The following is a 14,246-nucleotide window of genomic DNA, read 5'->3' as shown; positions in this document are numbered from 1 at the left end:
TTTGCAACCAGGGCTGTCGGATGTTTCACATGAAACGTTATGGGGTACAGACTCCCCTATGCGTTCTTCTGGACCTTGAAACGTTGCTTCAGCTGACCGCAGGCAGCATCAATATCATTGCCGCGCGAGTTACGGATCGTGGTCTCGATGCCACGAGACTCAAGGCGGCGCTGAAGATCCTCGACCTTATGAATCGGAGACGGCTTGAGCGGGCTGCCCTCGATGTCGTTAAGCTGAATTAGGTTAACGTGGCACAGGGTTCCCTCGCAGAAGTCGCAGAGCGCCTGCATTTCGGGATTCGTATCGTTGACGCCCTCGATCATGGCGTACTCATAGGTCGGGCGGCGTCCAGTCTTCTCAGTGTAGAGCTGCAGCGCCTCATGAAGGCGCAGAAGCGTGTACTTCTTGACGCCAGGCATAATCTTGTTGCGCGTGGACTGGATGGCGGAGTGCAACGACACAGCGAGCGTAAACTGCTCGGGAATGTCGGCAAACTTGCGAATGCCAGGAATAATACCGCTGGTAGAGACAGTAAGGTGACGGGCGCCGATGCCGATGCCATCGGGGTCGTTAAGGATGCGCAGTGCCTTGAGAACCTCGTCGTAGTTGGCAAACGGCTCGCCCTGACCCATGAAAACGACGCTTGTGGCGCGCTCGCCAAAATCATTCGAGACGTGCAACACCTGGTCGACGATTTCCTGAGCGGTCAGAGAACGTTTGAGGCCGTTGAGACCGGTAGCGCAAAAGGCACAACCCATGCCACAGCCAGCCTGAGTAGAAACGCAGACGGAAAGCTTGTTACGACGGGGCATACCGACAGTCTCGACGGAAATGCCGTCGTGGTACTCGAGCAGATACTTGCGAGAGCCATCTTTGGAAACCTGTTTGGTGAGTTCAGTCGGCGTGTCGAAGGCAAAAGCCTCTTTAAGCTGCTCGCGGAAAGCCTTAGGAAGGTTGGTCATATCGTCAAACGAACAAACGTTCTTCTCAAAGACCCATTCGATGAGCTGCTTCGCGCGGAAGGCGGGCTGGCCGAGTTCGGCCACAAGCTCGCGAATATCGTTTTGGCTCAAGTCGCGAATGTCCTGAGATTTAGTCCTGGGATTCATGGAAGCCTTTCGATTTTGGGGAAACGTAGAGGGTATCGCTACAATATGGTATCAGCTGCAGAAATTATAGAGGAGGAGTCTGCCCATGCCGGGTAAAAGCCTAGAGAACATGCACGTAGCGGTCTTGGCGGGCGGTCATTCCGCCGAGCGCGAGATCTCGCTCAATTCGGGAAAGAACGTCGTGGTGGCCTTGAAGGAGGCTGGCTACACTTCGGTGGAGCTGCTCGACACGGCTGCCGATGATTTTATGGTAACCATGGCGACCGGCGGCTTTGACGTGGCGTTTATCGCCATGCACGGTGCCGGCGGCGAGGATGGTGCCATGCAGGGTGCCATGGAGACCCTGGGTATCCCCTACACGGCGTCGGGTGTGCTGGCGAGCGCCTGCGGTGCCGACAAGGAGGTCTCGAAGCTCCTATACGCCAAGGCGGGCATTCCCATTGCCCCCGGCCTGGCGCTCGAAGTGGGCGATGAAGTCGATATCGATCATATCGTCGAGGTTTGTGGCGAGCGCTGCTTTGTGAAGCCGGCCGTAAACGGTTCCAGCTATGGCATTTCCCTGGTCCATGAGCCCTCCGAGCTTCCCGCGGCAATCGCCAAGGCGTTTGAGTACGGCGACAAAGTGCTGGTCGAGAAGTGTATCGAGGGTACCGAGATCACCGTCGGCGTATACGGCGAGGATGACGTGCGCGCTCTGCCGATCGTTGAGATCCGTAAGCCCGAGGACTGCGAGTTCTACGATCTGGACGTGAAGTATGTCGACCCTACGGACATTCATCGCATTCCGGCGCAGATTTCGCCCGAGAACTACGCTCGTGCCCAGGAGCTAGCCTGTGCCGCCCATAGGGCGCTCGGTTGCTTGGGCATCTCGCGCAGCGATTTTATCGTGAGCGAGGACGGCCCCGTTATCCTCGAGACCAATACCATTCCCGGCATGACCGATACGTCGCTGTATCCGGATGAGATCCGCCACACCGACGATATGACGTTCCCGCAGGTCTGTGACAGCCTGATCCGTATGGGTCTTCGTCGAGCGGGCATTGCATGCTAATCGAGGACGCGGTTTCATCAGGAACGCCGCAGTTTGTCATCGACTCCTATGCCACGCTTGCCGAGCGCGCCAAAACCCAATCGTTTGGTCTCATCGAGGAAGATGTTATCGTCCTCGATACCGAGACCACGGGTCTTTCGGTGCAGGACAACGAGCTTATTGAGATATCGGCGGCCCGCCTTTCGGGCCGCGAGATCGTCGACCGCTTCGATACCTTCGTGCATCCCAAGCAGCTGATTCCCGCCGAGATTACCGAGCTCACGAGCATTACAAACGCCGATGTGGCAGATGCCCCATCGGCCGTCGATGCCGTGGCCGCTCTCGCCGATTTTGTCGGCGGCTGCCCGGTGATCGCACATAACGCCACCTTCGACCGCTCGTTTATCGAGTCGGTCAAGGGCGGTGTCAACGTCAGCGACATCTGGATTGATTCGCTGGCACTGTCGCGCATCGCGCTTCCGCGCCTGGCATCGCATAAGCTGTCTTTCATGGCCGACCTGTTTGGCTGCGACTCGGTGTCGCACCGCGCCAATGCCGATGTCGACGCCCTGTGTGGCGTATGGCGCGTGTTACTCGTGGCGCTCACCGACTTGCCCCAGGGCTTAATGGCGCGCCTGGCCGACATGCACCCCGACGTACCCTGGTCCTATCGTCCTATCTTCTCGTTCTTGGCGGGGCAGAACCCCGGTTCCATCTTCTCTCTCAGCGCCGCCCGCGCCGACGTACTCAAGGCCGATCGGGCCGATGATCGCGTTGATGCGGACGAGCTACTGGTCCTTAAGATGCCGAGCCGCGAGGAAATCGAGGCGGACTATGCCCCGGGCGGCCTGGTTAATCGCATGTATCCCACGTACGAGCCGCGCGATGAGCAGATCGCGATGGCGCTCGAGGTCCGTGATGCACTCGTTACGGGAACGCATCGCGTGATTGAGGCGGGCACGGGCGTCGGCAAATCGATGGCTTACCTGGTGCCTTTTGCCGAGGCCGCGCGCCGCAACAACATCACGGTTGGTATCGCGACTAAATCGAATAATCTTGCCGACCAGCTCATGTATCATGAGCTGCCCAAACTTGCCGAGCAGCTGGACGGAGGCCTATCGTTTTGCGCCCTCAAGGGCTATGACCACTATCCATGCTTGCGCAAGCTTGAGCGCATGAGCCGCGGGCAAGTCGAAATTACGACTAAGCGTGATCCTGCCGACACGCTTACGGCAGTCGCGGTCATCACGGCGTACGTGTGTCAGTCGGCCGATGGCGACCTCGACTCGCTCGGCATTCGCTGGCGCAGCGTCAACCGTCCCGACTTTACGACGGCGTCGCGCGAGTGCGCCCGTCGCCTATGCCCGTTTTTCCCCGATAAATGCCTGGTCCACGGCGCCCGCCGTCGCGCGGCGCATGCCGATGTAGTGGTCACCAACCATTCCCTGCTGTTCCGCAATGTTGCGGCCGAGGGCAGAATCTTGCCTCCGATTCGTCACTGGGTGATCGATGAGGCCCACTCCATCGAGCGCGAGGCGCGCCGTCAATGGGCGCGCGTGGTGTCGGCGGATGAATCGCGCGTTCTGTTTGAGCGCCTGGGTGGCTCGAGCACCGGCGCGCTGAGCCAGGTTTCCCGCGATTTGGCAACCTCGGAGGGCTCTACGCTCTACTTGGGTCTAACCGCCAAGGCGACGTCGACGGTTGCGCGCGCGAGCATGGCAATCGCCGACGTGTTTGACGGCGTTCGCGAGCTCGGCCGCCGTGCCCGCGGGGGCTATGACAATGCGAACCTATGGATTGGCCCCGAGCTGCGCGAATCTGACGACTGGCATGATTTCTTACAGTCGGCCTGCACTGCCATCGACGCATTGGAACAAGCTGACAAGAGCGTCGACGCGCTGGTACAAGCCGTCGCCGCCGACAAGCCCGAGGTTGTTGTCGACCTGGGTGATATCTCGCGCCGCCTACACGAGCTGGCCGAGAACCTCAAACTCATCATCGACGGTACCGATGAACACTATGTGTACTCGCTGCAAGTCAATCGCAGATTGCGTGCCGGCGGCGAGTCGATGACCGCGGAGCGCATCGATATTGGCGAGGCCTTGGCAACCGAGTGGTTGCCCGAGGTCCACACGGCTATCTTTGCCTCGGCGACCATGACGGTTTCCAAGAGCTTTGAGCACTTTAACCACGCCGTCGGCCTCGATCGCATCGGTGCCTCGACATCATCGTCGCTGCACTTGGATTCGAGCTACGACTTCGATTCGAATATGGCCGTGGTCGTGGCTGGGGATATCCCCGATCCGCGCGACCGCGAAGGCTATCTTTCGGCGCTCGAGCGTGTGCTGGTCGACGCTCATCTCGCCATGGGCGGCTCGGTGCTCACGCTGTTCACCAACAGGCGTGACATGGAGGAGCTGTACGCTCGCGTCGAGCCCAAGATGGCTCGTGCGGGTCTGGAACTCAACTGCCAGCAGCGCAACTCGTCTCCTCGCCGTCTGCGCGACCGCTTTATCAACGAACCGACCTCGTCGCTCTTTGCGCTTAAGGCCTTTTGGGAAGGGTTTGACGCCAGCGGCGAGACGCTGCGCTGCGTCATCATCCCCAAGCTGCCGTTCTCGAGCCCCACAGACCCGCTCTCATGCGAGCGCAATCTGCGCGAAGACCGCGCTTGGGCGCGCTATTCGCTGCCCGAGGCCGTGCTCGAGGTCAAGCAGGCAGCCGGTCGCCTCATTCGCTCATCGACCGATTGTGGCGTACTCATCTTGGCCGACCCGCGCCTGGTGACGAAGGGCTACGGCAAGAAATTCTTAACGTCGCTGCCCACGAGCTCCTATCAGCGCATCGAGTCGGCACAAATCGGGCACTATCTACAGCTGTGGCGCGCACGCCACGAGCGGCGCCGCTAAAGCGGACAGACGAGGGATTTTGCCATATCGCACAGACGCTCTGACAGGGCGGGGTCATCCAGGATGCGGATGGCCCCGCCCGCTGCGATTACCTGGCTTAACAGCCAGCGCTCGGAGCCGTAGCGCACATTCACTGTTGAGCTGTCCGCCCCATTGGGTTCAATCGACATAATGCCGGGCCAGTCTAGGCGCTCCGCCAAGGCGCGCGGCATGAGAAGCTTCGCGCTCCGCTCCGCCTGGGCGAGGGAGTCGTGGAGGGTCGCGGGCTCCGGTGCGTGGCGCACGACGGAGTCGTCGGTCAAGACCAAGCCCTCGATTTTATCCATACGATAGGTACGCTGTTCATCGACCGCGACATCCCAGGCAATCAGATACGTTTGATCGCCGTTTGTTGTGATGCGCAAGGGGTCGACCAAACGCTCGCGCGCTTGTGTGTCATCCATCGAGCGATACGAGATGCGGCAGCGAACGCCGTCCCGAATGGCGCAGCTCAGCTGCTGCCAGTGCGATCCGTGGGCGACGGTGTCAAAGACGCGCTGGTTGTAACCGAGCTCTTTGGGAAGAAGAGCTCGCCGTATTCGAGCCGCCGCCTGGGGTTCGATCCCCAATGATTCAAGTTCATGGTTGAGCACAGCGCCCTCGGCGGCACTCAGGCGTAGCGGCAGCACGCGCCCCGCATCACCGGTGAGGACCACGCACTCGCCGCGGCGTTCACAGATAATACGTGCGCCCGATTCTCGGTCCGCAAGCGTCGAGACGATCTCGAGAATCTCGTCGAGTGATGCCCCCGTGATATCAAAGCGGCTGCAAAGCTCGTCTCGTGTCATGCCATTCTCGCCGGCGGCGTAGAGGGCCTCCATGATGTCGATGGCGCGCGAGAGTCTTTGCTCGCTGGTGAGTTTACGCACGGGCATGCTCGTGCACCGTCCTTTCGATGAGGCGATTCCACGCCTGCTTGAGAGCATCGGGGGCGACGGGCCTCATGCCATCCATGGCATGGGCCATGCAAAACGAGGCTGCGGCTTCAAAGTCGCGCACGTCAACGGTCCAGGTCCAACCTGCTTCGGTGCGCGTGAGTTCGCCTCGTCCGCGTGTGAGACCGCTGATCATATCGGCCTGCGCTTCACGCGCGAACGAGAACGTAGCCGCAACGGGTGGGCGGTCGGCAAAATCAAACTCAAAGAATAAGTAATCGTTGAGGTTGAAATCCGCAGGGATGGCGTAGGCCTTCGAAGGTCTCCAGGCGCGAATGATGCGGTCGCAGCGGAATGTCCTGATATTGTCGGTGGCATTGTCGAGGCCGCAGAAGTATGCCGCACCCTCGCGCTCGAACATGCCGTAGACGCAAACGGTCCGTTCGCGTTGCTCGCCGCGTCCGTTTTGGTACAAAAAGCGCAGCGCGCAACGCTCGGCAAAAGCACTCCATACCGCATCGACGGCGGGAGAGCGGCGGATCGGTGCCTCTCCTGTCGTCGACATGCCGGTGAGGTAGGCAATCTTGGAGCGAATGTCGGCAAGAGGCGCGGCAAAGGTGGATGAGCCTGCCGCGAGTGTCTGATCGATGGCATTGAGCAGGATGTCGGCATCGTCTGCGGTGATGAGACCGCCCGCGGCAAACGTGTGCTCGCGGTCGATCGTCCACGCGCTCTCCTCGGTTTCCTTCGCTCCGGCAGCACGAACCTCCCTGATAACGATGCCGCGTTCGAGCAGCTTGTCGCGATCGCGGCGGAACTTGCGCTTGTCTGAGTCGATATTGCCCGAGCCGTATCCCAAATCGGAATCCAGGACGATTTGCTCGGTCGTCAGCGGTTCGGGAGAACTGTTGAGTACAAAGAAAAGGTTGAGGATGCGCTGAGCCGTTTTATCGAAACCGGGCTCGGGTGCCCCCTTTTTAATTGTCGCGGTCGCGTCGCTTGCCGTCATAGAATCCTCGCATGAGAAGGTCGTTTGATGCCATGATTTTAGTCCGATATGGAGATTAGGCTATATCCTTGTCCGCTCGCGGCGTTAAGATGGCCCGAATTCGGTCGTTTGCGCTCGCTCGGGGTATACTTTCGACTATATACGGTTCTAATGTGCATGCATTGGGCCTATTTGTCGGATTATGGATGTGGAGCGCACATGGCGAACACCCAGAACTATATTAACCACCTGCTGCAGAACACCGGCATTACGCCGGCGTGCAGTGAAGAAGAGCGCCTGGCTGCCGAGGATATCGCTCAGATTTTCCGCAGCCACGGCTTTGACCCCGAGGTGCAGGAATTTAATGCTCCCGCGCCCAGCAGGTTGGCGTTTGCCGTTACCGGTATCCTGGCGTTTGCCGGCGCCCTGCTGATGGGCATCGGCGGCGGTATCGGCTTGGTCGGCACCTTGCTGGCCATTGTCGGTGCCGTGCTCTACGTACTCGAGCGCACAGGGCATCCCGTGGTTTCGCGCCTGGGAAAGACCGGTGTGAGCCAAAATGTCATCGCCTATCACAAGGCCTCGGGCCCGCTTGCGTCTCCTCGCAACCGCCCGGTCGTCGTGGTGGCCCACTATGATTCCCCCCGTGCCGAGCTCCTTGCTCGCGAGCCCTACGCTCCGTATCGTGCGCTCATCGCCAAGCTCCTGCCTGTCGCCACGATCGCGCCCGCGGCTGTCGCCATCCTGCGTATCCTGCCGCTCCCCGGCGTGCTCAAGGTACTGCTGTGGGTTGTCGCGATTTTGGCCTCCCTTGTGGCATTGGCCAACGCCGCCAATATCATCTCCAACCGTTTTGTGCTTCCCTACACGTCTGGCGCGGTGTGCAACAAGTCCTCTGTTGCCGCTATGCTCGGTGTCATGGACAACGTTGCCCCCTATCAGGGCGAAAACGAGTTCCCCGATGACATTCCGTTCGATACCTATTTTGGCGAGCAGAAGCGTCGCGCCGAGGAAATGGCGCGCGCGGCGGCCGAGTATGCCGCGGCCCAGCAGCAAAACGACTACGGTAACACCATTGAATATGAGGAGCCTTCCTACGACGAGGATGAGTTTGGCCAGCCGGTGGCGCCTGTCGATGTACCCGAGCAGGACGAGGCTTTTGATGGACAGATCGATGGTTTTGAGGGTGCCTCTGCCGACGAGACGCTGATCGGCGTTATCGCCCCCGAGGCTCAAGACCAGACTGCCCAGGCCGAAGTGTCCACCGAGGAACAGTCTGCCGCCGAGCCGGCGGAGGAGCCTGCGGCGGTCGAAGCCGCCGAGCCCGAGCCCAAGCTCTATCGCAATGCCGCCGGCAATATCCGCTTTGGTTCGGATGCCATCCGCGCGCTCGGCATGCTTCCCGAGTCCTGCACGCTCGATTACGAAGAGGGCGAGGAGCCGACGTTTGAGCCGGAGCCTGCTCCCGTTGCACAGGAGCCTGCGCCCGCGGCCAATACGGCTGTTGCTCCCGCCGAGCCGGTCGCTGCCCCTGTTGCTTCCGCGGAGCCTGACGATAAACCCGTGCTCGATTCTGCAGCTGGTCTGGATATTCTGGCGCCTGCCGCTCCGGCACAGGTTGAAGACGAGACCGCCGACGAAGACTATGACGAGTATCCGCAGCGCGTGTCCTATGAGAGTGACACCGATTTCTCGGCCGAGCTTCCCTCGACAACGCCCCATGCCGATATCGCTTCTGCGTTCTCCTCGATTGGTGCCAGCGCTTCTAGCTTCTTTAAGGGCGCCTTTGCGAAGGGCAAGAAGTTCGTCGACGACTTTGAGGAAAAGCGTGCCGCTGCCCGCGAGGCCGCCGAGCGGGAGGCCATCGCCCAGCAGCAGGCCGCCGAGGCCGAGCGTGAGCGTGCGGCACAGGAGTTCGAGCAGAGCGAGGCCGAGCAGCCGGAGCATGTCGATGTTGCCGGCGCCACGACGTCCTTCGAGGCTCCGCAGCCGACATCCGCTGACGTTGCCGAGGCTACGACGTCCTTCGAGGCGCAGCAGCCGGTCGATGGCACCATGTCATTCGATGCCACGATGACGTTTGAGAAGCAGGGCACCGCAATTGCCGAGCCCCTTCCCATCTCCGATGATGCCCAGGACGTCGCCGATGATTCGGTTGTTGACGAGGCCGATTCCGTTGAGGCCAGCGCACCCGAGCAGGTCGAGGCTCCTGCTATGAAGCAGGAGTCCCCTGCGATTGACGAGGCTCCCAAGACGGATGAGTCCAGGCCTTATTCTACGCAGATCTTTACCATGCCCGCGCCGAGCGACCCCGGTGCCACGGTGGCCAATGTCGCTCCCACGCAGGACGAGACAGTTGACTCCCTCATGGCGCAGATTTCGTCTCAGGTGCCTGCGCGCCAGCATATGAATATCCCCGATCCGGCCTCCGCGCCTGCGCCCTCTTCGTCGCCGCTGGCCTCGGTCCCCGATCCGTCGCTGCCTTCGATGCAACAGGCCAACGTCGCGTCCCGCACGTCGCTGTTCGATCTTCCCGATCCTTCGGCACAGACAAATGATCCCTTTGCGACGGCGCAGGGGCCCGAGCCCACATCGGCACCGGTTGCGACCCCCATGCCCATCTCCTCGGGCGCGCAGCCGCTCGAGACCATCTCGGCTCCTGCTTCGACGGGCGCCAAGCCGCAGAAGCGTGGCCTGGGTGGCTTGTTCGGTCGCAAAAAGAAGAACGAGCAGGACAGCATGAGCGACTGGCTGGGCGTCGAGGACGATTACGATGCCAAGAAGTCTGGCCGCGGCATTGGCTCGTGGGATAACTTCGAGGATGACGACGACGGTTGGAAGGGCGGCGCCACTTCCTCCGATGGTGCTTCTGCCGAGGATATGCTCTCGGCCGTTGCCTCCATGGGTGACGATGAGCTGCTCGGCCACGATATCTGGTTCGTCGCAACGGGCGCGTCCGATTGCGACGGCGCCGGCATGAGGGCGTTTTTGGCCTCGCATCGTGACAAGCTCCGCGGTGTGTTCTTCATCAACCTTGAGTCTATCGGTGCCGGCAGGCTTTCGGTGGTGACGGTCGAGGGCGAGCAGCAGCTGTTTAAGGGCGATCGCCGCATCATGAATCTGGTCAGCAAGGTGTGTAAGTCGTTCCACGTCGATTGCGGTGCGTTCGAGATGCCCTATGCAAAAACCGATGCATCCGCAGCGCTCGAGGCGAGCCGTCGCGCCCTTACGATCGCCGGTGTGGACGGCCCGCGCCTTGCCTGCGCTCGCACCGAGGATGACCTGCCGTACAACGTCAATCCGACCAATATCGCTACGGTGTCCGAGGTCGTGACCGAGGTCATTCGTCGTTCGTAGACAGACCCGCTAAGGAGTCAGCGTGTTTTCGTATATCAAGCGCCATTGGCCCATCTATCTGATTTTGACCCTTATCGCTGTCGCATTGGGTTTTGGGGCCGCGTATGTCGTTGGCGTTAAGGGCTCGACGCCCGAGACAACAATGAACGAAGAGGTGGAGCAAGAGCAAAGTTTGGGTGCTGACGGTATTTCCGAGTCCGATCAGGCGGCCATCGATGGCGGTTCGTCATCTGCTGAATAGCCGATTCATCGTTTATGCCCAAGGCGGGCGAGCCGGGAGACTGGCTCGCCCGCTTTTTCGTCGTGCTAGCGCCTCTTTGTGGCTGACCTAAGGCGAGCGAACCATATGGCTGCCGTGCCCGAGGTCAGGAGTGCGGTGATGCATGCGGCGACAGGAACAGATCCCGTTGCCGGCAGGTTCTGAGGCAGGGTGCATCGTTGGATGACGCGGTCCTCATCATGCGCCTCGAGTTTATCGCCACCGCCGTTGCGGCAAAGATCGACGCGCGCGCTGTTGGCAAGTGCGGTTTGGGGCGTATAGGACGACGTTGCCTGCATAAGCACGACTGCGCCTCGGGCATCCGAGTTAAGGACCGCCTTGGCATCGTCAAGATCGTCGTGTTCGTCTTTAAGGTCTTCCCGGGTCCAAGAACCCGCCTCGCTTCTGGTTGTAAAGTCGGCGGCTACCGCACCGTATTCAAAACGGATGCCCGTGATGACGGCGTCGTCTGTAAGATCAAGCTCTTTCGTATCGAGCGTGACGGACTTGTCCGTCGGGATATCTGCTTTCCATAGGTGCCACCCGTCGTAATCGACGAGACGCACATCGTCGCCCAGCAGCTTTGCAGCCTCTTCCGTTTCGAGCCAAGGATTGTGGCGCCCGTCGTCAAGCGTTGCATTGACCTGCCTGCCCGTATCGCTTGTTCCTGCCGGAGACGTTCGATACCACACGTTGCACAGCCCGTTTAGATCACCGACCGCAATGGGGGTTTCAACGGCAACGAGTTTCGCTGCACCATCTTTGACGCACTCAAGGTCGTCGGTGATGGTTAACTCGTCGACCCAGGTGCTCGACTCATTTTTGGCGTCGATGGTATAGGAGAAGGCGCCTTGCGTATTGGCCCGTGCTTTGGCTCGGTTTTTTCCGTCGCCGTTGGCAACGAGTTTGCTTACGACTGGCTGTGCAATCTCTTGGCGCTTATCGACGCTTCCCCTGATCTCGATGGGGGTATCCTTCATGGCTACGGTTTGAACTTCTCCCGTGGCTTTTACTTCAAACGTTATCTCCTCGGCGAGGTCGTAGGTACGCGGAGACATCGTTTCGCGCAGGGTGTAGGTGCCGGGCGAAAGGTGCTCAATGTGGTGCGGTTTGCCGGATGAAGTCCAAGAATCGATTTCGTTGCCATTGGAGTCGCAGAGGACAAGCTCGGCGCCTGTCACTTCCTGACCTCCGCACGCGTCGACTTTGGAGACATCGATCTTGGTGTAGTCGTTGGAAACGTCAAGGTGCACTTCGATCACGGGCGTTTGCTGGTCAGCGTACGACAACTTCACAGTATGTGGGGTCGGGTTGAGCAGATAACCTTCGGGCGCTTGTGTCTCGACGACCTCGTAGGTGGCGGTACCGCATCCCAGCGAAAGATGGTCGACTCGCGCATGCCCCCGTTCGTCGGTTGTAACGGTGGCGACGGTTTCGCCATCCAGGGCGACGATGCTGTCGTCGGTTCGCACGATGTCGCCGTCAGCGCGGATGTCAAACGTGGCTCCAGCGAGGGCGCGCCCATCTACAGTATCCGTCTTAATGATTTCGATGCTTCCGGTTGCGGCGTCGTCATAGAACGAGGCGACGGCGACCGGTGTCAGATTCCTGTCGGCGGGAATCGTTATCTCCAGGTCTTCTCCGCGCAGATACGGTTCCTTGGCCGATGCCTCGCGCACGTAGTATGTTCCGGGATTAAGTGATTCGGGCAGCGTGACAGAGCCGGTTGCATCGGTTGTGAAGGCGTTCATTACATTGTGGGCCGGATACCAACATGTTTGCGAGACGGGCTCGTGATGGCTATCGAGCAGCTGGAACGCAAAGCCTGCAAGTGGTACGGTGCCGCCGGTCTGAGCATCGCGCTTTACGATTTGAAGGTGTGTCGATAAGGCATGGTTGTCAACGATGTACTGAAGTTCGGCGCCGTCTGCGGTCTGCTCTGCTGTGATGGTCCATTCCCCTGCTTGCTTAAATCCTTCAGGGACCGTTTCTGCAACCTCGCGAACGGTGTAGCCCGCGCGGTCGTAGGGAATGGCACCGTGAGCGCCGGCGGGTCGCTTGCCTGCGCCAAACCATACTTCGGGCTGGTCTTTGGTGGAGGCAAAGCCGTAAACGTTTGTGGTCAACGTGCCGACGACTTGTTGGGAGCTATTGCTGATAACTTCAAAGACGACGCCTTCCGCCGGCTGCTCAAGGCCGGACTCATCGTTATCGCCATAGTCCTTAAACTTCGAGATTTCAAGGTCAAAGGCGATGGGGATGTTGGGAATACGGCTTTCGAGCTCAACGATGCCCGTATCTCCGAGTTGCTCGGCACCGACGGTGTAGCTCCAGCTGTCGTTTGAAATCAGGTAGCCCTCGGGCGCTTTCGATTCGTAGATGGTAAAGGTGCCCAGAGGAACGTCATTGAGGATCGCCCGTCCGTTTTCGTCGGTCGTAAGGGTGCGAGTCCAGCCGGGAGTTGATTGCGAGACGCAGGTGAATTCAGCGCCCGCAAGCGACGCTCCAACCTGGGCGCCGGCATCCGTGGCGGCATCGATTTTTACAATACGCAAAGTGATGGTGCCGGGCTGCTCGCTAATAGTGACATGTTCGCCGCTGTTTTGTGTGGTGAAGGCTATTCGGTCGCTTCGAGGGATATAGCCTGCCGGGGCTTTGGTTTCGACCAGGTAATATGCCGTATTGGGCAAAAGTGTTGCTTGTGCACGCCCGTTTTCGTCCATCTGGATAGTGCCGACACGTGCATCGCCCGCACTTTCAAAGATATCGAAGGTTGCGCCACCGAGTCTGTAGGTGTCGTTGCCGGCGGTGATGCCAGCCTGGGACGATTGTTTTTGGAAAGATACGGAGACGGCGGGCAGAACATAGAGCATGTCCTGGTGTCGACCCTCGCCCGAGACCGGGCCGTGATAACGCCTGGCTCGATGTGGGGCTGCCTTAATGGATCCGGACTTAGCGCTGTCGTAGAGCCAACGTGCAGCCGCTACGGCCTCGGCGTTTTCGTAAAACCTACCGCTCCTGGCAACTCCCTTGCTATTTGTATACGAATAGGTGCCGTCGGGGCGCGTGGTTCCGTTGAGCATCCACACGGCAATCTGGGTGGCGGCACGGGCGAGATCGGGCGACAGGTTGTGGCCGCCAAAGGATGTACTGGAGGGGTATCCGTGACAGACGATGGCGGCAAATTCGTCATCGAGCCATGTCCAGCCCTGGTTATATGTGCGCCATGGCCCTCCCGGCTTGCTGGGGCCGGGGCAGTCTTGATTCATACAGTACGAAATCGATGTGTCCTGTGCCTCGTATTTACCGACACCGAAGGGGCCGCAACCGTCGCTTATGGTGCGGAAATTAAGGGCGTCACTCCCGTCGACGGCGAGTGCGGTCCCTGGGGTCAGGCAGCCGATCAGAAAAAAGAGGAGCAGGAGCAGCGGACCTGTTGCGATTGCGCTGTGGACAGAGTGCGTGGGTGCGTTGGACATGGCTGCTCCTTATCCCTCGTGCGCCGCACGGGGAGGCCGCGGCGCTTGGGATGAGGCTACCGCCATGGTTCATGCGGGTAAGTACCAGAAGCTGACCAAAAGCTTGCCCGATTTCTGACAAATCGAGCTCAAATACAACAATCAGATAAAAGCGCAGGTAGAAATAAATGAAAAAGAACCCCCACGGGTCCTTGTCTCCAT

8 protein-coding genes are annotated in these 14,246 nt (G+C 59.9%); 4 read left to right on the top strand and 4 right to left on the bottom strand.

Going from position 1 to position 14,246, the window contains the following annotated elements; genetic code table 11:
- Nucleotides 1–56: 56 nt before the first annotated feature.
- Nucleotides 57–1,109, bottom strand: a complete 1,053-nt coding sequence (gene rlmN, locus AB5Z20_RS05170) for a 23S rRNA (adenine(2503)-C(2))-methyltransferase RlmN (protein ID WP_368156546.1) — start codon at nt 1,107–1,109, stop codon at nt 57–59.
- Between the two features lie 85 nt (nt 1,110–1,194).
- Between rlmN and AB5Z20_RS05165 the strand changes: the two genes are divergently transcribed.
- Together AB5Z20_RS05165 and AB5Z20_RS05160 are read left to right on the top strand one after the other, a co-directional pair.
- Nucleotides 1,195–2,160: a D-alanine--D-alanine ligase family protein gene (locus AB5Z20_RS05165; RefSeq protein ID WP_349090258.1), complete on the top strand. Its 966-nt coding sequence runs from the start codon at nt 1,195–1,197 to the stop codon at nt 2,158–2,160.
- Nucleotides 2,154–5,048, top strand: a complete 2,895-nt coding sequence (locus tag AB5Z20_RS05160) for a helicase C-terminal domain-containing protein (protein WP_368156545.1) — start codon at nt 2,154–2,156, stop codon at nt 5,046–5,048. Before AB5Z20_RS05165 ends, AB5Z20_RS05160 begins: the two co-directional genes overlap by 7 nt.
- Here the strand turns inward: AB5Z20_RS05160 and AB5Z20_RS05155 are convergent.
- Nucleotides 5,045–5,962 (bottom strand): helix-turn-helix transcriptional regulator, encoded by a 918-nt coding sequence (locus AB5Z20_RS05155; protein ID WP_368156543.1) that lies wholly within the window; start codon nt 5,960–5,962, stop codon nt 5,045–5,047. The two genes, AB5Z20_RS05160 and AB5Z20_RS05155, sit on opposite strands and share 4 nt — an antisense overlap.
- Entirely contained in the window at nt 5,949–6,971 is a 1,023-nt protein-coding gene (locus AB5Z20_RS05150; protein ID WP_368156541.1) for a helix-turn-helix transcriptional regulator, read from the bottom strand. Before AB5Z20_RS05150 ends, AB5Z20_RS05155 begins: the two co-directional genes overlap by 14 nt.
- Nucleotides 6,972–7,169: 198 nt before the next feature.
- Here AB5Z20_RS05150 and AB5Z20_RS05145 point away from each other — a divergent pair, with 198 nt between their 5' ends.
- Together AB5Z20_RS05145 and AB5Z20_RS05140 are read left to right on the top strand one after the other, a co-directional pair.
- Entirely contained in the window at nt 7,170–10,307 is a 3,138-nt protein-coding gene (locus tag AB5Z20_RS05145) for a hypothetical protein (RefSeq protein WP_368156539.1), read from the top strand.
- A gap of 22 nt (nt 10,308–10,329) precedes the next feature.
- The gene (locus tag AB5Z20_RS05140) at nt 10,330–10,548 is read left to right on the top strand and encodes a hypothetical protein (protein WP_329738778.1); all 219 of its coding nucleotides are present in this window, start codon (nt 10,330–10,332) and stop codon (nt 10,546–10,548) included.
- A 65-nt stretch (nt 10,549–10,613) separates the two neighbouring features.
- Here the strand turns inward: AB5Z20_RS05140 and AB5Z20_RS05135 are convergent, their stop codons facing one another.
- Nucleotides 10,614–14,045 (bottom strand): SpaA isopeptide-forming pilin-related protein, encoded by a 3,432-nt coding sequence (locus tag AB5Z20_RS05135; RefSeq protein WP_368156538.1) that lies wholly within the window; start codon nt 14,043–14,045, stop codon nt 10,614–10,616.
- Nucleotides 14,046–14,246 lie beyond the last annotated feature (201 nt).

This window comes from Collinsella aerofaciens, from assembly GCF_040910245.1.
GTDB lineage: Bacteria > Actinomycetota > Coriobacteriia > Coriobacteriales > Coriobacteriaceae > Collinsella.
The sequence above is the reverse complement of the archived record's forward strand: the minus strand, read 5'-3'. Positions and strand labels throughout refer to the sequence as shown.